The following is a 19,809-nucleotide window of genomic DNA, read 5'->3' on the forward strand; positions in this document are numbered from 1 at the left end:
GCGTCCGCGACGGATCGGACCCATGTCGCGAGGCGTGCCTCCCAGCCCGGGAAGCACGGCTGGCGAGCCAGATCGAACCGCGCGCGAGGCGCGCCAGGAGGACAACGTGACCATTCGCGTCGGAATCAACGGCTTCGGCCGCATCGGGCGGAACTTCTACCGGGCGGTCCTCGCCTCGGGCGCCGACATCGAGGTCGTCGGCGTGAACGACCTCACCGACAACAAGACGCTTGCGCACCTGCTCAAGTACGACACCGTGCTCGGCGTGCTGCCCAAGTCCGTCAGCCACGACGACGAGAACATCATCGTCGACGGCAAGCCGATCCGCGCCCTCGCCGAGCGCGACCCGGCGAACCTGCCCTGGGGCGAGCTCGGTGCGGACATCGTCATCGAGTCGACCGGCTTCTTCACCGACGCGTCCAAGGCGAAGGCTCACATCGACGGCGGCGCCAAGAAGGTCATCATCTCGGCCCCGGGCAAGAACGAGGACGCGACCTTCGTGCTCGGTGTCAACCACACCGACTACGACCCGGCCTCGCACCACATCATCTCCAACGCGTCGTGCACCACGAACTGCCTCGCCCCGCTGGCGAAGGCGCTCAACGACGCGATCGGCATCGAGCGTGGTCTCATGACCACGATCCACGCCTACACCGGTGACCAGAACCTGCAGGACGGTCCCCACAAGGACCTGCGTCGCGCCCGCGCGGCCGCGCAGAACATCGTGCCGACCACCACGGGCGCGGCCAAGGCCGTGGCGCTGGTGCTGCCGGAGCTCAAGGGCAAGCTCGACGGGTACGCGCTGCGCGTCCCGACGATCACCGGCTCGGCCACCGACCTGACCTTCACCGCCTCGCGCGAGGTCACGGTCGAGGAGGTCAACGCCGTGATGAAGGCGGCAGCCGAGGGCCCGATGGCCGGCACGCTGGAGTACACCGAGGACGAGATCGTCTCCTCGGACATCATCGGCAACCCGCACCAGAGCATCTTCGACGCGGGCCTGACCAAGGTCTCGGGCAACCTCGTCAAGGTCGTCTCCTGGTACGACAACGAGTGGGGCTACAGCAGCAGCCTCGTCAAGCTGACGCAGTACGTCGGCGACAAGCTCTGAGCGCATGACCGCCTCGCCCGCGCCGGCGTCCTGAAGGACCCGGCGCGGGCGATGCCACGCCCGGGGTGCTGAGCCGGGCGTCCGAACCCCCCGCCCCCACTCGTCAGGAGCCCCTCGTGAAGACGATCGCCGACCTCGGTGACCTGCGCGGCAAGCGCGTACTGGTCCGAGCCGACTTCAACGTGCCGCTCGACGGCACCACGATCACCGACGACGGCCGCATCCGTGCCGCGCTGCCGACCATCACGACCTTGCTCGACGGCGGGGCTCGCGTGGTCCTGACCGCCCACCTCGGCCGGCCCGCGGGCGAGGGTTTCGAGGAGAAGTACTCGCTCGCACCGGTGGCCGCGCGCCTCGGTGAGCTGCTCGACCAGCCGGTCGCGCTGGCCGAGGACCTCGTGGGTGAGTCGGCCAAGGCGACCGTCGCCGCGCTGGACGACGGCCAGGTCGCGCTCCTGGAGAACGTCCGCTTCGACAAGCGCGAGACCAGCAAGGACGCCGCCGAGCGCGAGTCGCTCGCCGCCGAGCTCGCCGCGCTGGCCGACGTCTTCGTCTCCGACGGCTTCGGTGTCGTGCACCGCAAGCAGGCCTCGGTCTATGACGTCGCGGACAACCTGCCCCACGCCGTCGGCGGTCTGGTGCGACGAGAGATCGAGGCCCTGCGGCGCGCGACCGAGGATCCTGCCCGCCCCTACGCCGTCGTGCTCGGCGGCGCCAAGGTCTCCGACAAGCTCGGCGTCATCGAGAACCTGCTGAGCAAGGCGGACCGGCTCCTCATCGGTGGCGGCATGGTCTTCACGTTCCTCGCGGCCCAGGGGCACGCGGTGGGCAAGTCGCTGCTCGAGGCGGACCAGATCGACGCCGTCAAGGGCTACCTCGCGACGGCGGCCGAGCGCGGCGTGCAGATCGTGCTCCCGACCGACGTCGTGGTCGCGCCGGAGTTCACGGCCGAGTCCCCGGCCACCGTGGTGGGCGTGGACGCCATCCCCGACGACGAGATCGGGCTCGACATCGGCCCCGAGTCGCAGCAGGCGTTCGCCGCGGCGCTCTCCGACGCGAGGACCATCGTCTGGAACGGCCCGATGGGGGTGTTCGAGTTCGACGCGTTCGCAGGCGGCACCCGTGCGGTCGCGCAGGGCATCATCGACGCGACCTCCGCAGGTGCGTTCAGCATCGTCGGGGGTGGCGACTCCGCGGCCGCGGTCCGCGTGCTCGGCTTCGACGAGGCCGGGTTCAGCCACATCTCGACCGGCGGCGGCGCGTCGCTGGAGTTTCTGGAGGGCAAGGACCTCCCCGGCATCTCGGTTCTGGAGGACTGACCACGATGGCAACGCAGCAGACGACCCGCACGCCCCTGATGGCGGGCAACTGGAAGATGAACCTCGACCACCTGCAGGCGACGCACCTGGTGCAGAAGCTCGCGTGGTCGCTCAAGGACGCCAAGCACGACTACGCCTCGGTCGAGGTCGTCGTGGTACCGCCGTTCACCGACCTCCGGTCGGTGCAGACGCTGGTCGACGCCGACAAGCTGGAGATCCGCTACGGCGCGCAGGACATCTCCGCGCACGCCAGCGGTGCCTACACCGGCGAGATCTCCGGGGCGATGCTGTCCCGCCTCGGCGTGAGCTACGCCGTCGTCGGTCACAGCGAGCGGCGCGAGCTCCACGACGAGAGCGACGCGCTGGTCTCGGCCAAGGCCAAGGCGGCGCTCGGCTCGGACATCACGCCGATCATCTGCGTCGGCGAGGGCCTCGAGGTTCGCAAGGCGGGCGAGCAGGTCTCCTACACGCTCGGTCAGGTCGAGGGTGCCTTCGCGGGTATCGACGCGGCCGCCGCGGCGCGTTGCGTGGTGGCCTACGAGCCCGTGTGGGCCATCGGCACCGGCGAGGTGGCCACGCCCGAGGACGCGCAGGAGGTGTGCGGCGCGATCCGCGACCAGCTCGGTCGGCTGTACGCCGACGCCTCGGTCGACGTCGCAGGGGCCGTGCGCGTGCTGTACGGCGGCTCGGTGAAGTCGGGCAACGTCGCCTCGATCATGGCGCAGCCCGACGTCGACGGCGCCCTGGTGGGCGGGGCGAGCCTCGACGCCGAGGAGTTCGCCTCGATCGTCCGCTACCAGTCGCACCAGGTCGGCCTCTGAGGAACGCTCCGTGGGCCTCGGCATCGGCAGCGGCCTCCGGAGGGTAAACTCATCCGGTCCCCAGGGTTCGGTATCCGAGGCTCGTCCGTTAGGAGTTGCGCGTGGGCGCACTGACCATCGTCCTGCAGGTGCTGCTGGTGATCACCAGCTTCCTGCTGATCATGACGATCCTGATGCACAAGGGCAAGGGTGGCGGCCTGTCGGACATGTTCGGCGGCGGCCTCTCGGCCAGCATCGGCAGCTCGGGTGTTGCCGAGCGCAACCTCAACCGGATCACCGTGGGGACCGCGATCGTCTGGATCGTCGTCATCGTGCTGCTGGGTCTCGTCCAGCGCGTCAGCCTGTAGTTCGCAGCATCAAGAGGGAGCGGTTCAGTCGTGGCAGGTGGTAGTGCGATCCGAGGTTCGCGTGTCGGTGCCGGTCCGATGGGAGAGGCCGAGCGCGGTGAGGCGGCGCCCCGGGTGTGGGTGTCCTACTGGTGCTCCGCCGGTCACGAGACGCGTCCGAGCTTCTCCGAGGAGCCGGGCATGGTCGTGCCCGAGAGCTGGGACTGCCCTCGTTGCGGGCTCCCGGCCGGTCAGGACAAGGAGAACCCTCCTGCGCCGCCCAAGAACGAGCCGTACAAGACCCACCTGGCGTACGTGAAGGAGCGTCGCTCGGACGCCGACGGCGCCGCCCTGCTCGACGAGGCGCTGGCCGCTCTCCGAGCCCGCCGCGGCGGCTGACCGCCCGGGCACACCTGCCCTGCCGAGCGATCGGCCGTGGTCGTAGCCTGACCGGGTGATCACACCCACAGGCATCCAGTCCGTCGCCGACCACGGCGCCCTGTACGCCGTGCTGGGGCAGCGGGTGCTGTCCGAGTACCTGGAGCAGCAGCTCGGCGAGTTCCGCTTCGACGTCGATCTCGCCGAGGGAACCCTCCGGTTCACCTCGACAGCCGACCCGAACCGGACGGTGGTGGCTCGCGCCCACGTCATCGCGAGCATCGCTCCTGGGCCTCGTTCGATCCTGTGGGGCTGGGCGCACCCCCAGACACCGGACACGACCGTGGCGGCGACGCTGCGCAGCCTCGGCGAGCGGCACGGCATCGGTGATCTCCTCTCCTCCGAGGTCGCCTTCACCACGGCCGCGCACGGCGACGAGCTCGGCGACGACATCGCCCAGCTGGCGCACACGATCGCGGCGGCCGCCGTCGAGGCCACGGGCATGACCCCGTACTACTCGGTGCCGTCGGGCGGCGGCAGCCGGTTCGTCTTCCTGCTCGAGGGGATCCCGCTCCGCCCGGTCGATCTCGCGATCGACGGCGCGGGCATCACGAGCGCTCTCATGGGGTCGGTGACGACCGACCAGCGGGCCGCCCTGCTCGGGCTCGCTCGCCACGCCGGGTTCGGCTCGACCGACGCACGCGAGGCCGTCGACATCACGGACCGGCGCGGCTCCAGGCTGACCTGCTCGTTCGACGAGCAGAACCGGCTCACCGGCCTGACGATGCACCTGGTGCCGCCGGAGGGGTAGCGGCCGCGGCCGGACCTCGGTCCGGGCCGGTGGACGTTAGCCCGTCGGCTGTCCCGCCGCGGCGGCATCGAGCAGCCACAGCGTGACGTCCTGGCCGCTCACCCGAGCGGCGGGGAGGTCGCTGCCGCCGCGCAGGACCGCATCCACAGCCTCCGCCTTGTCGGCTCCCGCGACCACGAACCAGACCTGCCGGGAGGCGTTGAGCACGGGCAGCGTCAACGACACCCTGGCCGGGGGCGGCTTGGGTGAGTCGGTCTCACCGACCGCGGCGACGTCCATCGCCTGCAGGCTCTGCTTGCCGGGGAACAGCGATGCCACGTGACCGTCCGGACCCACGCCCAGCAGCATGACGTCGAAGACCGGCCAGGGACCGCCGTCGCCGGCGTGGGAGGACAGGTCCGCACGGGCGAGCGTGAGCGCGGCGTCGAGGTCCGCTGCCTCGTCCGAGGCGGGCAGCGGGTGCACGTTCTCGGCGGGGATCGGCAGCGCGTCGATCAGGGCCGTGCGTGCCTGCTTCTCGTTGCGGTCGTCGTCGCCCGCGGGGACGAACCGCTCGTCGCCCCACCACAGGTGCACACCGGTCCAGTCCACGAGGTCGCGCAGCTCGGACCGCGCGACCTCGGCCAGCGTCCTGGTGCCCACGGTCCCGCCGGTCAGACACACGTGCACCGGTGTCCGCACCGCCTCGGCGTCCATCAGGGCGAGCAGCAGCCGCGCCGCGGTGGCACGGGCGACCGCGTCGGCGTCCGGGTGGACCACCACGGCCCTGTCGGCCCTGTCGGCGTGGTCGGCACTGCCGGCGCGTCCTGGCTGGTTCCCTGTCATGCCTCGACCACGACCTTCGGGAGCCCCTTGACCAGCGCGAGCTGGTACGCCTCGTCCGGGTCGAGCCGGCGCAGGTCCTCCATGAGGCAGTCCTCGAGCGGGCGCTTGGCCATGGCGACCCGCCGCACCGGCTGGTCGGGCTGCTCGATCGTGACGACGGCCCCGTTGACCGGGCGACGCATCGAGATCGTGCCGGTGCGACGCACGAGGTCGATGCCGTCCACGGCGGACGAACCGGGCACGTGCTCGAGCGTGACGGGCAGCTTCAGCGCGTGCGCGAGCCAACCGGCGAACAGGTGCGCCGAGGGTCGTGTCGTGCTCCCGTACACGCGCACCTCCCGCACGGTCTCGTACGGACGCTCGTCGAGCGCTGCCGCGACGACGCCGCGCCACAGCGTGGTGCGCGCCCAGCTGAGGTCGGTGTCACCCGGCGCGTACGTCTGGGCCATCTGGTGCAGCAGCTCGATCGGCGAGCTGCACTCGCCGACGTCGGAGATCCGGCGCTGCGCCATCCGGCCGAGCAGGTCGGCCGACATGTCCGCCGGCGGGTTCTTGGGCCACCACACGACGATGGGGGCGTCGGGCAGCAGCAACGGGGTCACGAGCGTGTCGACCTCGTTGCGGCCCGGTCCGCGCGGCTCGAGCACGACGACGTCGCTGGCGCCGGCGTCGGCACCCACGCGGATCTCGGCGTCCAGACCGGCGGCACGGCGGCCGTCGCCCGGGCGGACCACGATGACGCGGCACGGGTGCTCCATGCTCGCCTCGTTGGCGGCGCGGATCGCGTTCTCGATGTCGGCGCCGTCGGTGACGATGATGAGGGTCAGCACGCGGCCGAGCGCGACCGCGCCGCCCTCCTCACGCAGCCCGACCAGCCGGCTCGCGACGGCGGAGGCCGTCGTGTCCTTGAGCGAGATCTTCACGGCCGCCTCCAGGTCCGTCCGTCACGTGCCAGCATCTCGTCGGCCGACTCCGGCCCCCAGGTCCCGGGCCGGTACGGTTCCGGCGCGCCGCGCCGGGACCAGTACTCCAGGACGGGGTCGAGGATCTCCCAGGAGAGCTCCACCTCCCGCTGCCGCGGGAACAGCGGCGGGTCACCGAGCAGCACGTCGAGGATGAGCCGTTCGTAGGCCTCGGGGGAGGACTCGGTGAACGCGTGGCCGTAGCCGAAGTCCATCGTGACGTCGCGGACCTCCATCTGGGTGCCCGGCACCTTGGAGCCGAACCGGATCGTGACGCCCTCGTCGGGCTGCACACGGATCACGATCGCGTTGTGGCCGAGCTCCTGGGTGTCCTGCAGGTCGAAGGGCAGGTGCGGTGCCCGCTTGAAGACGACCGCGATCTCGGTGACGCGCCGACCCAGCCGCTTCCCGGTGCGGAGGTAGAACGGCACCCCGGCCCAGCGGCGGTTGTCGATGTCGACGCGGATCGCGGCGTAGGACTCGGTCGTCGAGGCCGGGTCCATGCCCTCCTCGTCGAGGAACCCGATGACCTCCTCGCCGCCCTGCCAGCCCGCCACGTACTGCCCGCGCGCGGTGTGGCGGCCCAGGTCGCGGGGGAGCCGGACGGCGGAGAGCACCTTCTCCTTCTCGTCACGGAGCGCACCGGCCTCGAACGAGGCGGGCTCCTCCATGGCGGTCAGGGCCAGCAGCTGCAGCAGGTGGTTCTGGATCACGTCGCGGGCAGCGCCGATGCCGTCGTAGTAGCCGGCCCTGCTGCCGATGCCGATGTCCTCGGCCATCGTGATCTGGACGTGGTCGACGTAGTTGGCGTTCCAGATCGGCTCGAACATCTGGTTGGCGAACCGCAGCGCCAGCAGGTTCTGGACGGTCTCCTTGCCCAGGTAGTGATCGATCCGGAACACGGCGTCGGCGGGGAACACCTCCGAGACCACACGGTCCAGCTCCTGCGCCGAGGCGAGGTCGTGCCCGAACGGCTTCTCGATGACGACGCGTCGCCAGCTGCCCTCGCGGGGCGAGGACAGCCCGACCTCGGCCAGCTGGGTGCACACGATCGGGAACTGGCCCGGCGGCACCGACAGGTAGAACGCGTGGTTGCCGCCGGTGCCGCGCTCCTCGTCGAGCTTCTCCACGGTGCGGGCGAGCCGCTTGAAGGCGGCGTCGTCACCGAACTCGCCGGAGACGAACCGGATGCCCTCCGCGAGCTGGTCCCAGACCTTCTCGTCGAAGGGCGTGCGCGCGTTCTCCTTGACCGCCTTGCGGACGATCGCGCAGAAGTCCTGGTCCGCCCAGTCACGACGCGCGAACCCGGTGAGCGCGAAGCCGGGGGGCAGCAGCCCCCGGTTCGCGAGGTCGTAGACCGCGGGCATCAGCTTGCGGCGCGCGAGGTCTCCGGTGACTCCGAAGATCACCAGCCCGGAGGGACCCGCGATCCGTGGCAACCGGCGGTCGCCGGGCTGGCGCAGCGGGTTGACCCCGTCAGCGATGCGTACGGGCATCAGTCCACCTGTCCACGAAGGCCGGCGCTCACGGTCTCGAGCAGCTCGCCCCAGCTCTTCTCGAACGAGGAGACGCCGCTGGTCTCCAGATCGGCCAGGATCTGCTCGAACGGGACCCCGAGCCGGGTGATGGCGTCCAGCGTCTCGCGCGCCTCGTCGTAGCTGCCCCGGACCACGTCCTCGCCGGTCGCCGGCGAGTGGTCCGCGACGGCCTCGAGCGTGGCCCGCGGCATCGTGCTCACCACGCCGGACGTGACGAGCTCGTCGACGTACTTGGTGTCGGCGAAGCCGGGGTCCTTGGTGCCGGTGGAGGCCCACAGCGGCCGCTGCGGGTTCGCCCCTTCCAGCGAGGCGAACCGGGGCGTGCTGAAGATCTCCTCGTGGATCTCGTAGGCGAGCCGCGCGTTGGCCACCGCGGCCTTGCCGCGCAGGGCCGCTGCCTGCGCGCCACCGATCTCGTCCAGCGCGGGATCGACCTTGGCGTCGATGCGGGACAGGAACAACGAGGCGACCGAGCGGATCGTGCTCAGGTCGACACCGGTCGCCGCTGCCCGCTCGAGCCCGTCCACGTAGGCCTGCGCGACCGCCCGGTACCGGTCGAGGCTGAAGATCAGCGTGACGTTGACGCTGATGCCGGCACCGATCGCCTCGGTGATCGCGGGCAGCCCCTCCGGGGTGGCCGGGATCTTGATCATGACGTTGGGACGGTCGACCGTGCGCCACAGCCAGCTCGCGGCCGCGATCGTGCCCTCGGTGTCGTGCGCCAGCCGCGGGTCGACCTCGATCGAGACCCGGCCGTCCTGGCCGCCCGACGCCTCGTACACGGCGGAGAACAGGTCGCACGCGGTGCGCACGTCATCGGTCGTCAGCCGGAGCACGGCGTCGTCGACGTCGGCACCCGCGGCACGCAGCTCCTCGAGCTGGGCGTCGTAGGCCTCGCCCTCGGACATCGCGGTCGCGAAGATCGTCGGGTTGGTGGTCACCCCGACGACGTGCCGCTCCGCGATCAGGGCAGCGAGCTCCCCGCTGCGCAGCGCCTGGCGTGACAGGTCGTCCAGCCAGACCGAGACACCCGCCGCGCTGATCCTCGCGAGGGCGTCGGTGTTCGTGCTCTCACTCATCGTGCTTCCTCTCAGGCCTGCTGGTCGCCGGTCCCGGTGTCGTGGGGCACCGGGGCGTGGCCGGGGGCGGCGCCACCCGCGGCAGCCGCGATCGACTCGCGGGCTGCGGCCACGACGGCCTCGGGGGTGAAGCCGAACTCCCGGAACAGCGTCTTCGCGTCGGCCGAGGCACCGAAGTGCTCGAGCGAGACCGCCCGGCCGGCGTCGCCCAGGTAGCGGTACCAGGGCATCGCGATCCCGGCCTCGACGCTGACGCGGGCCCGCACGGCAGCCGGCAGCACCGACTCGCGGTAGTCCGCGTCCTGCTCGTCGAACCACTCCAGGCAGGGTGCGGACACCACCCGAGCACCGACGCCGTCGGCCTCGAGCTGCTCGCGGGCAGCGACCGCGTACTGCACCTCGGAGCCGGTCGCGACGAGGATGACGTCGGGCGTCTCGGTGGAGGAGTCCAGCAGCACGTAGGCGCCGCGGGCGAGGCCGTCGGGCTCGGCGAAGCCGTCGGTGCCGCGGGGGAAGGTCGGCACGGCCTGGCGGGTCAGCACCAGCCCGATCGGGCCGTCGGTGCGCTCGAGCGTGGCCTTCCAGGCGGCCGCGGTCTCGTTCGCGTCAGCAGGGCGCACCACGGCCAGTCCCGGGATGGCCCGGCAGGCGGCCAGGTGCTCGACCGGCTGGTGCGTGGGGCCGTCCTCGCCGAGCCCGACCGAGTCGTGCGTCCAGACGTAGATCGGCGCCACACCCTGCAGGGCCGCCAGCCGCACGGCCGGACGCATGTAGTCGCTGAACGTGAAGAATGTGCCGCCATAGGCGCGGGTGAGCCCGTTCGAGGCGATGCCGTTGAGGATCGCCCCCATGCCGAACTCACGGATGCCGAAGTGGAGCGTGCGGCCGTAGAGGTTGCCGGTGAACTCCTCCGAGGAGTGCTCCGGCGGCAGGAACGACGGCTCGCCCTTCATCGTGGTGTTGTTCGAGCCGGCGAGGTCGGCGGAGCCACCCCAGAGCTCGGGCAGCACCGGAGCCAGCGCCGAGAGCACGTTGCCGGAGGCGGCGCGGGTGGCGAGGTCCTTGCCGACCTCGAACGTGGGCAACGCGTCGGACCAGCTCTCGGGGAGCTCGCCCGCGCGCAGCCTCTCGAGCAGGGCCGCACGCTCGGGCTCCCGCTCGGCCCAGGCCGCGAGGTCGGCGTCCCACGCCTCGTGGGCGGCGCGACCGCGGTCGCGGAGCTCGCGGGTGCGTGCCAGCACGTCGGGCTCGACGGCGAAGGTGCGCTCCGGGTCGAACCCGAGCGCCTCCTTGAGGCCGCGGACCTCGTCGGTGCCGAGCTTGTTGCCGTGGGCGTTGTGGCTGTCCTGCATCGTGGGCGCGGGCCAGGCGATGATCGTGCGCAGCCGGATGAAGCTGGGCTGAGCCGTGTTCTCGCGTGCGGCGGCCAGCGCCGCGTGCAGCGCGTCGACGTTCTCCTGGTACCCGCCGTCGCTGATCCAGTCGACGGTCTGGGTGTGCCAGCCGTACGCCTCGTAACGGGCGACGACATCCTCGGTGAACGCGATCGAGGTGTGGCCCTCGATCGTGATCCGGTTGTCGTCCCAGATGACGACGAGGTTTCCCAGCTGCTGGGTGCCCGCGAGCGAGGCGGTCTCGGAGGAGACGCCTTCCTGCAGGCAGCCCTCGCCGACGATCGAGTACACGTGGTGGTCGAACGGCGAGGTGCCGGCGGCCGCGTCCGGGTCCAGCAGCCCGCGCACGCGTCGCTGCGCCATCGCCATGCCGACCGCCATGGCCACGCCCTGCCCGAGCGGGCCGGTGGTGGCCTCGACACCGTCGGTGTGGTGGAACTCCGGGTGTCCCGGCGTCAGCGATCCCCAGGTGCGCAGCGCCTGCAGGTCCTCGAGCTCGAGCCCGAAGCCACCCAGGTAGAGCTGCACGTACTGCAGCAGGCAGGCGTGGCCGGCCGACAGCACGAACCGGTCCCGTCCCAGCCATCGGGTGTCGTTGGGGTCCACCCGCATCTCGTTCTGGTAGAGCAGGTACGCCAGCGGCGCCAGGCTGATCGCGGTGCCGGGGTGGCCGTTGCCGACCTTCTCGACGGCGTCGGCGGCGAGAACTCGCGCCGTGTCCACCGCCTTGAGGTCGAGGTCCGTCCAGCCGACCTCCGTGGCGATGGCGGCCTGTGCATGAGCTCCGGTCTCGGTCACGCTTCCTCTTCCCGCCCAGATCATGGGCTGCTCGCTCGCACGCCGGCGCTGCCGGCACTCCTGCTCGAGGTTAGTCGTCGTGCCGCCCGGCCGGGGTGCTGTCTCAGATCGTGTGGGAAGCCCGCGAGCGCCTCGACCCGATCGGGTGCGCGGACGGCCTAGACTGGCCCCGAGCTCGTCCGCCTGCTCGAGGCGGTGCCGGTCGGGCGCAGTCGACGAGCGCGAAGGACCGGAGTGGCACAGACCGAGGCGAGCAGCGGGGCGATGCCCTCGGGGGTGAGTCAGCAGGCGAGTCAGCGGGGCCCGGTTCCGCGGCCGGAACAGCCGCGCACGATCCGGCGCCGTGTCGGTGCCTTCGTGGCGCTCACGAAGCCGCGCATCATCGAGCTGCTGCTCATCACGACCGTCCCGACGATGATCCTGGCCGCTGACGGCTGGCCCGGTACCTGGCTGATGATCGCCACGGTGATCGGCGGCACGCTCGCGGCCGGGAGCGCGAACGCCTTCAACATGTGGTGGGACCGCGACATCGACGCGGTGATGAACCGGACCAAGAACCGGCCGCTGGTCACGGGTGAGGTGAGCCCGGTGCAGGCCGTGGTGTTCGCCTCGCTGCTGGCGGTCGCCTCGGTGCTGTGGCTCGGGCTGGTCGTCAACTGGTTCGCCGCCTGGCTGGCGCTGGCCGCGAACGTCATGTACTCGATCGGCTACACGATGCTGCTGAAGCGGCACACGTCGCAGAACATCGTGTGGGGCGGTGCCGCGGGGTGCATGCCGGTGCTGATCGGCTGGGCCGCCGTGACCGGTCGGCTCGACTGGGCGCCGGTGCTGCTGTTCGGCATCATTTTCTTCTGGACGCCGCCGCACTACTGGCCGCTGTCGATGAAGTTCAAGAAGGACTACGCCGCGGCCGGGGTGCCGATGCTGCCGGTCGTCGCCAACAACACCACGGTGGCGAAGCAGATCATCGTCTACGCCGCGGCCATGGTCGCCTGCACGCTGGGTCTCGTCCCGGTCGCGGGTCTGGGCTGGTTCTACGCCGCGGTCGCCGTGATCGCCGGTGCCTGGTTCCTCACGGTCTGCATCCGGCTCTACCGCCGCGCGGCCTCCGGGGTGCGCAAGATCGAGGCGATGTCGGTCTTCCACGGGTCGATCACGTATCTGACGATCGTGTTCGTCGCGGTCGCGATCGACCCGTTCCTGCCCTTCTGACGATGAGGCCGCCGGAGGCGCTCGCGCAGTACCTTGCCCACCTCGGGGTGGAACGCGGCCTGTCGGAGCACACGCTGGCGGCGTACCGCCGCGACCTGGAGCGCTACGTGAGCTTCCTGCTCGAGCGCGGCATCGACGACCTGGGCGCCGTCACGGAGGCCGATGTGGCCGCCTACGTCGAGGCGCTCCGGTCGGGCTCCGACGGCCGATCGGCGCTCTCGACGTCGTCGACGAACCGGGCCGTGGTCGCGGTGCGCGGCTGGCACCGGTTCGAGGTCCGGGAGGGCAGGGCGTCCAACGACCCGGCGGCCGCGGTCCGCCCGGCCGGTGCCACCAAGCGGCTGCCGAAGGCGATCTCGGTCGACGACGTGGAACGGCTGCTCGCGGGTGCGTCCGCGGCCGAGGGCGTGCTCGGGCTGCGCGACCGCGCGCTGGTCGAGGTGCTCTACGGCACCGGCGCGCGCATCAGCGAGGCGATCGGGCTCACGGTGGACGACGTGGACCTGGACCGCGCCGCGCCGTCGATCCATCTGTTCGGCAAGGGACGCAAGGAGCGTGTCGTCCCGGTGGGCAGCTATGCGATCGAGGCGCTCGAGGCCTACCTGGTCCGGGGCCGGCCGGTGCTCGCCGGGCACGGGCGCGGCAACGCCGCGCTGTTCCTCAACCAGCGCGGGAACCCGTTGTCGCGCCAGAGCGCGTGGGCGGTGCTGCAGGACGCGGCCGCCCGAGCCAAGATCGTCACGCACATCTCGCCCCACACGCTCCGCCACTCCTACGCCACGCACCTGCTGGCCGGCGGTGCCGACGTCCGCGTGGTCCAGGAGCTGCTGGGGCACGCCTCGGTGACGACGACGCAGATCTACACCCTGGTCACGCCGGACACGCTCCGCGAGGTGTACGCCGCGAGCCACCCGCGTGCACTGTAAGTTGGGCCCGATGAGCACCACCGAGGACATCGACGGGGACGCGGCACGCGACTTCCCGGTCCCGGCGCCGCTGTCCTCGCACGGCCCTGCGCGCATCATCGCGATGTGCAACCAGAAGGGCGGCGTCGGCAAGACGACGACCACGATCAACCTCGGTGCCGCGCTGGCCAGCTACGGCCGCCGGGTGCTGCTGGTCGACTTCGACCCGCAGGGGGCAGCCTCGGCCGGGCTCGGGGTCAACGCCCACGAGCTCGACGCGACGATCTACACCGAGCTGATGAAGCAGCGTCCCGACGTCCGCGAGATCATTCAGACCACCTCGATCGAGGGCCTCGACCTCGCACCGGCCAACATCGACCTGTCGGCGGCCGAGGTGCAGCTGGTCAACGAGGTCGCGCGCGAGCAGGTGCTGAGCCGCGTGCTGCGCTCGGTCACCGACGACTACGACGTCGTCCTCATCGACTGCCAGCCGTCGCTGGGGCTGCTCACCGTGAACGCGCTGACCGCCGCCCACGGCGTGATCATCCCGCTGGAGACCGAGTTCTTCGCGCTCCGCGGTGTGGCGCTGCTGGTCGAGACGATCGACAAGGTGCGCGACCGGCTGAACCCGCGGCTGCAGACCGACGGCATCCTCGCCACCATGTACGACGCGCGCACGCTGCACTCGCGGGAGGTCCTCGCGCGGGTCCGTGAGGCCTTCGGGGACCAGGTGTTCTCGACCGTGATCGCGCGCACCGTGAAGTTCCCCGACGCCTCGGTGGCGACCGAGTCGATCCTCACCTACGCGCCGAACCACGCCGGTGCCTACGCCTACAAGAAGCTCGCACGCGAGCTGATCGCCCGTGGTGAAGCCGCCTGAGGCGGCGCAGTCCGCTGCTGAACCGGTGATCGACGCACCGGTCGTCGAGGCCGAGGCAGCGGTCGAGCTGACGCGCCCCGGCCGCTTCGAGGTGAACCTCGAGAACTTCACGGGACCGTTCGACCTGCTGCTCTCCCTGATCGCCAAGCACCAGATGGACGTCACCGAGGTGGCGTTGGCGGTGGTGACCGACGAGTTCATCTCCTTCATCCGCGGTCAGAAGGACTGGGACCTGTCCCAGGCGAGCGAGTTCCTCGTGATCGCGGCAACCCTGCTGGACCTCAAGGCCGCTCGGCTGCTGCCCGGTACCAGCACCGACGAGATCGAGGACCTGGAGCTGCTCGAGGCGCGCGACCTGCTGTTCGCGCGGCTGCTGCAGTACCGGGCCTACAAGCAGGTCGCTGCCCACCTGGGCGCCGAGTGGGAGCGCCACGGCCGCGCCCACCCCCGCTCGGTCGCGCTCGAGCCGCAGCTGGCGGCGCTGCTCCCCGAGCTCGTGCTGCAGATCGGTCCCGAGGACCTCGCACGGCTCGCAGCCGGTGCGTTGGCACCGAAGGCGGCCGCCGACGGCGTCGACATCTCGCACCTGCACGCACCGGCGGTCAGCGTGCGGGACCAGGCGGCCATGATCGTGGACAGGCTGCGCCGCGAGCACGCGGTGACGTTCCGGGGGCTGACCTCGGACGCGGGTGCGCTCAACGTCGTGGTCGCGCGCTTCCTCGCGCTGCTGGAGCTGTTCCGGGAGGGCGCCGTCTCGTTCGACCAGGCGAGCGCGCTGTCCGAGCTGACGATCCGCTGGACCGGGAGCAGCACCGGCGAGATCGACGTCGCCGACGACTACGACGACGACGCAGGCGCGCCGCCGCCGACACGTCCCGCTGACCAGGTGGAGGCACCATGACCGAGACCGAGACCGACACCACGAACGAGCCGCAGCAGGCGCCCGAGCCGCAGCAGGCACCCGAGCGCGAGACGGATCTCGCTGCCGCCGCCCGCGTGCTCGACGAGCCGGGCGGGCTGCCGGCCGCGCTGGAGGCGATCCTCATGGTCGCGGACACCCCGGTGCCGACCACCCAGCTGGCGACCGTCCTGGCCCGCCCCGAGGCGGAGATCGAGCGTGCCCTCGCCGAGCTGGTGGCCGGGTACGAGAGCGAGCACCGCGGGTTCGTGCTGCGCGAGCAGGGCGGTGGCTGGCGGTACTACTCCCACCCGACGTTCGCTCCCGTGGTCGACGCGTTCGTGCTCGACGGCCAGACCGCGCGTCTCACCCAGGCCTCCCTCGAGACGCTCGCGGTGATCGCGTACCGGCAACCCATCTCGCGCGGCCGGATCGCAGCGATCCGTGGCGTCAACGTCGACGGCGTGGTGCGCACGCTGGCCTCGCGCGGTCTGATCGAGGAGGCCGGGCAGGACCCGGACGGCGGAGCCAACCTCTACCGGACGAGCTCCTACTTCCTCGAGCGTCTCGGGCTGCGCAACCTCGACGAGCTGCCACCGCTCGCGCCCTACCTGCCCGAGCTCGACGAGCTCGACGGCATCGACGAGAACCACGAGCCGGGCCGCGTGCCCGGGACCTAGGAGAGCTCCCATGGACGTGCACGACCCAGCCGGCGTACGGCTGCAGAAGGTCCTCGCGACCGCCGGCTTCGGCTCGCGCCGGGCCTGCGAGGGCATCATCGAGGCCGGGCGGGTCACGGTCGACGGCGAACCCGTGCGCGAGCTGGGCACCCGGGTCGACCCGCGCACCGCCGTCATCCACGTCGACGGCCTGCGGGTCCAGCTGGACGACACGGTCGTGACGATCGCGCTGCACAAGCCGGCCGGGGTGTACTCGACGATGTCCGACGAGCAGGGTCGGCCCGACCTGTCCGCGTACGTGGCGGACCGGACCGAGCGACTCTTCCACGTGGGCAGGCTCGACGCCGAGACCGAGGGCCTGATCCTGCTCACGAACGACGGCGAGCTGGCGCACCGCTTGACCCACCCCTCGTTCGAGGTGCCGAAGACCTACGTCGCGAACGTCGAGGGCCGCGTGGCCAAGGGCCTGGGCCGGGAGCTGGCGCAGGGGATCGAGCTCGAGGACGGGCCGGTCGCCGTCGACAGGTTCACCGTGCTGGAGACCGCGCCGAACGCGTCGCTGGTCGAGCTGACCCTGCACGAGGGCCGCAACCACATCGTGCGGCGCCTCCTCGAGGAGGTCGGCCACCCGGTGACGCGGCTGCTGCGCACGTCGATCGGCCCGATCCGCCTCGGGCACCTCAAGGCCGGTCGCACGCGGGCGATCGAGGGCACCGAGCTGGGGCGGCTGATGTCGGCCGTGGGCCTGTGACACCGACGACGAGCGGCGGGGGAGAGGCCACCTGATGGCGACGCTCCTGCTGGTCCGCCACGGACGGACCACCGCGAACGCGAGCGGCACGCTCGCCGGGCGCACGCCCGGCGTGGAGCTGGACGAGCTCGGCAGGCAGCAGGCCGGTGAGGCCGGCGCGCGGCTGGCCCGGCTGCGGCTCGCCGACCTGGTCAGCAGCCCGCTCGACCGGTGCCGCCAGACCGCCACCGCGCTGCTCGCCCAGCAGCCCCACGACGGTGCGCGCGAGGTCCTCGTCGAGGACGGCCTGAGCGAGTGCGACTACGGCGACTGGCAGGGCCGTTCGATCGCGGACCTGGCCAAGGAGCCGCTGTGGGCCGTGGTGCAGAGCCAGCCGGCGGCCGTCACCTTCCCGGGCGGGGAGTCGCTGGCCGCGATGCAGGCGCGCGCGGTCGCGGCGGTGCGCGGCCACGACGCCCGGATCGCGGCGGCCGCCGGTCCGCACGCGGTGTGGGCGGCCGTCAGCCACGGCGACATCATCAAGGCGGTCCTCGCCGACGCCCTCGGCATGCACCTCGACCTGTTCCAACGCCTCGACGTGCACCCGGCGTCGGTCTCGATCGTGCACTACGGCGCGGCGCGGCCCTCCGTGCTCGGCGTCAACACGGTCGCGGGCGACCTGTCGTGGCTCGGCGCCGCTCCGGGTGAGACGGTGGGCGGCGGCGCCGGAGCAGCCGACTAATCTGGAGTCATGGCTGCGATCGTCCACGGCTTCGACTGGCCGGACCGGTTCGTCACGGGCACCGTGGGGGAGCCGGGCGCGCGCACGTTCTACCTGCAGGCGCAGGAGGGCAAGCGCGTCGTCAGCGTGGCGCTGGAGAAGCAGCAGTCCGCGGCCCTGGCCGACGGCGTGGACGCCGTGCTCGACCAGCTGATGACCGAGGACGACAACCGCTACTCGATCCCCGACGCCGCTCCTGACGGGCTCGCCGACGACGACCCGCTCGCCGACCCGGTCGAGGAGGAGTTCCGGGTGGGCGAGATGCGGCTCGCCTGGGACCCGTCGACCGCGCAGGTGGTGATCCAGGCGTCCCGGCTGCTCCTGGACGAGGACGGCACCGTCGTCGAGGAGGACGAGCCCGGCGAGGTGCTCGTGGTGCGACTGCCCGTGGGTGCGGCGCGCGCCTTCGCGGCACGCACCCGCACGGTCGTCACGCAGGGGCGGCCGCTGTGCCCGATATGCGAGGAGCCGATGGATCCGGACGGGCACGTCTGCCCCGTGGCGGACGGACTGGAGTGACCTCGGTCGAGGAGCTGACCGGCGAGCCGGTCGCAGGACCCCTCGAGCTCGTCGGCCGGATCACGACCGCGTCGAACGCGACCTTCCTCGCCCGGATCGGTGAGGTGCAGGTCGTCTACAAGCCCGTGGCCGGAGAGCGCCCGCTGTGGGACTTCCCCGACGCCACGCTCGCGCGGCGGGAGGTGGCCACCTACCTGCTCTCCGAGGTGCTCGGCTGGCGCGTCGTCCCGCCGACGTGGATGCGTGACGGGCCCTTCGGGCAGGGCATGGTCCAGCTGTGGCAGGAGCCGGAGGGACCGGTGCAGCCCGCGGTCGTGCTGCTGCCCGCCCAGGAGGAGGTCCCGGACGGCTGGTGCCACGTGCTCGACGGCCTCGACGAGAACGAGCAGGTGGTCTCGCTGCTCCACGAGGACTCACCGCAGCTGCGCAGGATGGCGGTCCTCGACGTGCTCAGCAACAACGCCGACCGCAAGGGTGGCCACGTCCTGGAGATGAGCGACGGGCACCGCTACGGCGTCGACCACGGCGTCACGTTCAACACCGAGCCGCGGCTGCGGACGATCCTGTGGGGATGGGTGGGGCAGCCGCTGGAGGCGGCCGAGCTCGAGGGCGTCGAACGGGTCCGCGACGCGCTCGAGGGCGATCTCGGAGCGGCGCTGGCAGCGCTGCTCGAGGACCAGGAGGTCGATGCCTGCCGGGCACGCGCCGACCGGCTGCTGACCACCGCGGTGTTCCCCGAGCCCGAGGGTGAGATGCCCGCGATCCCGTGGCCGCCGCTGTGACGGTGCACGCCGCGAGGATGCGGAGGGCGCGCTGATGGAGGTCGACGCCACGGACGTCGCGGGCCTGTACCGGCGGTTCGCCGAGGTCGAGGCGCGCGGGTCGTCGCCGACCTACGAGGCGCTCTGCCTCGCGGTCGCCGAGCACACGGGCGTGGTGGCGTTCCTGGAGCGGCTGCCGCGCGGGAAGCGGCAGCCCAACCTGCTGCTCGGCGCGCTGCGCTGGCTCGGCATCGACGTCGCCGACGCCGGGTCGGCGCTCGCGCGCGTGAGCGAGCGCCCCGAAGAGGTGGCCGACGTCATGCTGGCGCGCTCGACGCAGACCAACGAGCCCGCCCGCTGCGCGGTGCTGCTCCCGGCGCTCGCACTGCTCCCCGAGCCGCTCGCGCTGCTCGAGGTCGGCGCCAGCGCGGGCCTGTGCCTGCGCTACGACGCCTACGCCTACGCCTATCGCGACTCCCAGCGCGGAGCGGTGCACGTCGGGACCCGGTCCGCGGACCCCGACTCGGGTGAGGCTGCCTTGACCCTGCCGTGCACGACCACGGGGTCGCCCCCGCTGCCGGCGCGGGTGCCGCGCATCGCTGCTCGGCTGGGTCTCGACGCGAACCCGCTGGACCCCGGCGACGCCGACGTCGGCCGCTGGCTTCGCTGCCTGGTGTGGCCGGAGCACACCGAGCGGGCGGAACGCCTCGACGCGGCGCTGCGGTCGGCAGCGGCCGACCCACCGCGCGTCGTGCGCGGGCTGGCGCCGCAGGACGTGCCGACGGCGGCCGCCCAGCTCCGCGCGGCGGCCCCGGACGCCACCCTGGTGATCGTGCACAGCGCGACGGTCGCCTACCTCGATCCCGGGCAGCGCCGCGCGTTCGCGGCGACCTGCCGCGAGGTGGGCGCTCACCGGATCGGGCTCGAGGGCGCAGGACCCACGGCCGACCTCGGGGTGCCGATCCCGCCGGGGGAGCACGGTGGCCGGTTCCTGCTCAGCGTCGACGACGCCGTTCTCGGTCACGCCGACCCGCACGGGCGCGACCTCGTCTGGACCGCCCCTTAGGTTCGCAACCCTCGG

Annotated in this window: 21 protein-coding genes; 16 read left to right on the forward strand and 5 right to left on the reverse strand. The window is 71.9% G+C overall.

The window, feature by feature from the left end; translation table 11 throughout:
• Positions 1–106 precede the first annotated feature (106 nt).
• The 6 genes from gap (at position 107) to GPA04_RS02235 (ending at position 4,766) form a co-directional block, all read left to right on the forward strand.
• Positions 107–1,111 carry a type I glyceraldehyde-3-phosphate dehydrogenase gene (gene gap, locus GPA04_RS02210; RefSeq protein ID WP_156221868.1) on the forward strand — a complete coding sequence of 335 codons (1,005 nt, stop codon included), beginning with the start codon at positions 107–109 and terminating at the stop codon, positions 1,109–1,111.
• A gap of 116 nt (positions 1,112–1,227) precedes the next feature.
• Positions 1,228–2,430, forward strand: a complete 1,203-nt coding sequence (locus GPA04_RS02215; protein WP_156221870.1) for a phosphoglycerate kinase — start codon at positions 1,228–1,230, stop codon at positions 2,428–2,430.
• A 5-nt stretch (positions 2,431–2,435) separates the two neighbouring features.
• A complete protein-coding gene (gene tpiA, locus GPA04_RS02220; RefSeq protein ID WP_156221872.1) occupies positions 2,436–3,251 on the forward strand; it encodes a triose-phosphate isomerase in 816 nt (271 codons plus the stop codon).
• 101 nt (positions 3,252–3,352) lie between these two features.
• Complete coding sequence (secG, locus tag GPA04_RS02225) at positions 3,353–3,598, forward strand: preprotein translocase subunit SecG (RefSeq protein WP_156221874.1); 246 nt, start codon at positions 3,353–3,355, stop codon at positions 3,596–3,598.
• 30 nt (positions 3,599–3,628) lie between these two features.
• A complete protein-coding gene (locus GPA04_RS02230) occupies positions 3,629–3,976 on the forward strand; it encodes an RNA polymerase-binding protein RbpA (protein WP_156221876.1) in 348 nt (115 codons plus the stop codon).
• A gap of 55 nt (positions 3,977–4,031) precedes the next feature.
• Entirely contained in the window at positions 4,032–4,766 is a 735-nt protein-coding gene (locus GPA04_RS02235; protein WP_156221878.1) for a DUF6882 domain-containing protein, read from the forward strand.
• Positions 4,767–4,802: 36 nt separating this feature from the next.
• Here the strand turns inward: GPA04_RS02235 and pgl are convergent, their stop codons facing one another.
• The 5 genes from pgl to tkt are packed head-to-tail and all read right to left on the reverse strand — an operon-like array spanning position 4,803 to position 11,386.
• Positions 4,803–5,591, reverse strand: a complete 789-nt coding sequence (gene pgl, locus GPA04_RS02240; protein WP_156221880.1) for a 6-phosphogluconolactonase — start codon at positions 5,589–5,591, stop codon at positions 4,803–4,805.
• Positions 5,588–6,514, reverse strand: coding sequence for a glucose-6-phosphate dehydrogenase assembly protein OpcA (locus tag GPA04_RS02245; RefSeq protein WP_156221881.1), 927 nt, complete (start codon positions 6,512–6,514; stop codon positions 5,588–5,590). Before GPA04_RS02245 ends, pgl begins: the two co-directional genes overlap by 4 nt.
• Positions 6,511–8,049, reverse strand: a complete 1,539-nt coding sequence (gene zwf, locus GPA04_RS02250; RefSeq protein WP_156221883.1) for a glucose-6-phosphate dehydrogenase — start codon at positions 8,047–8,049, stop codon at positions 6,511–6,513. Before zwf ends, GPA04_RS02245 begins: the two co-directional genes overlap by 4 nt.
• A complete protein-coding gene (tal, locus tag GPA04_RS02255) occupies positions 8,049–9,170 on the reverse strand; it encodes a transaldolase (protein ID WP_156221885.1) in 1,122 nt (373 codons plus the stop codon). Before tal ends, zwf begins: the two co-directional genes overlap by 1 nt.
• A gap of 11 nt (positions 9,171–9,181) precedes the next feature.
• Positions 9,182–11,386 (reverse strand): transketolase, encoded by a 2,205-nt coding sequence (tkt, locus tag GPA04_RS02260; RefSeq protein WP_156221887.1) that lies wholly within the window; start codon positions 11,384–11,386, stop codon positions 9,182–9,184.
• Positions 11,387–11,719: 333 nt separating this feature from the next.
• Here tkt and GPA04_RS02265 point away from each other — a divergent pair, with 333 nt between their 5' ends.
• From GPA04_RS02265 to GPA04_RS02310, 10 genes are read left to right on the forward strand one after another with little or no spacing between them, the layout of a single operon-like run.
• A complete protein-coding gene (locus GPA04_RS02265) occupies positions 11,720–12,574 on the forward strand; it encodes a heme o synthase (RefSeq protein ID WP_436277896.1) in 855 nt (284 codons plus the stop codon).
• Between the two features lie 2 nt (positions 12,575–12,576).
• Positions 12,577–13,500, forward strand: a complete 924-nt coding sequence (gene xerD, locus GPA04_RS02270; protein ID WP_156221889.1) for a site-specific tyrosine recombinase XerD — start codon at positions 12,577–12,579, stop codon at positions 13,498–13,500.
• A 10-nt stretch (positions 13,501–13,510) separates the two neighbouring features.
• Positions 13,511–14,359, forward strand: a complete 849-nt coding sequence (locus GPA04_RS02275) for a ParA family protein (protein ID WP_156221891.1) — start codon at positions 13,511–13,513, stop codon at positions 14,357–14,359.
• Complete coding sequence (locus GPA04_RS02280; protein WP_156221893.1) at positions 14,343–15,260, forward strand: segregation and condensation protein A; 918 nt, start codon at positions 14,343–14,345, stop codon at positions 15,258–15,260. Before GPA04_RS02275 ends, GPA04_RS02280 begins: the two co-directional genes overlap by 17 nt.
• A complete protein-coding gene (gene scpB, locus GPA04_RS02285) occupies positions 15,257–15,937 on the forward strand; it encodes an SMC-Scp complex subunit ScpB (RefSeq protein ID WP_156221895.1) in 681 nt (226 codons plus the stop codon). Before GPA04_RS02280 ends, scpB begins: the two co-directional genes overlap by 4 nt.
• 10 nt (positions 15,938–15,947) lie before the next feature.
• Positions 15,948–16,688, forward strand: a complete 741-nt coding sequence (locus tag GPA04_RS02290) for a pseudouridine synthase (RefSeq protein ID WP_156221897.1) — start codon at positions 15,948–15,950, stop codon at positions 16,686–16,688.
• 34 nt (positions 16,689–16,722) lie between these two features.
• Complete coding sequence (locus GPA04_RS02295; RefSeq protein WP_156221899.1) at positions 16,723–17,409, forward strand: MSMEG_4193 family putative phosphomutase; 687 nt, start codon at positions 16,723–16,725, stop codon at positions 17,407–17,409.
• 9 nt (positions 17,410–17,418) lie between these two features.
• On the forward strand, positions 17,419–17,967 hold the full coding sequence (locus tag GPA04_RS02300) for a DUF3090 domain-containing protein (protein ID WP_156221901.1): 549 nt from the start codon (positions 17,419–17,421) through the stop codon (positions 17,965–17,967).
• Positions 17,964–18,749, forward strand: coding sequence for an SCO1664 family protein (locus GPA04_RS02305; RefSeq protein WP_241680538.1), 786 nt, complete (start codon positions 17,964–17,966; stop codon positions 18,747–18,749). Before GPA04_RS02300 ends, GPA04_RS02305 begins: the two co-directional genes overlap by 4 nt.
• A gap of 34 nt (positions 18,750–18,783) precedes the next feature.
• Positions 18,784–19,794, forward strand: a complete 1,011-nt coding sequence (locus GPA04_RS02310) for a DUF2332 domain-containing protein (RefSeq protein ID WP_156221905.1) — start codon at positions 18,784–18,786, stop codon at positions 19,792–19,794.
• Positions 19,795–19,809 lie beyond the last annotated feature (15 nt).

This window comes from Pseudactinotalea suaedae (assembly GCF_009733815.1).
Lineage (GTDB): Bacteria > Actinomycetota > Actinomycetes > Actinomycetales > Beutenbergiaceae > Pseudactinotalea > Pseudactinotalea suaedae.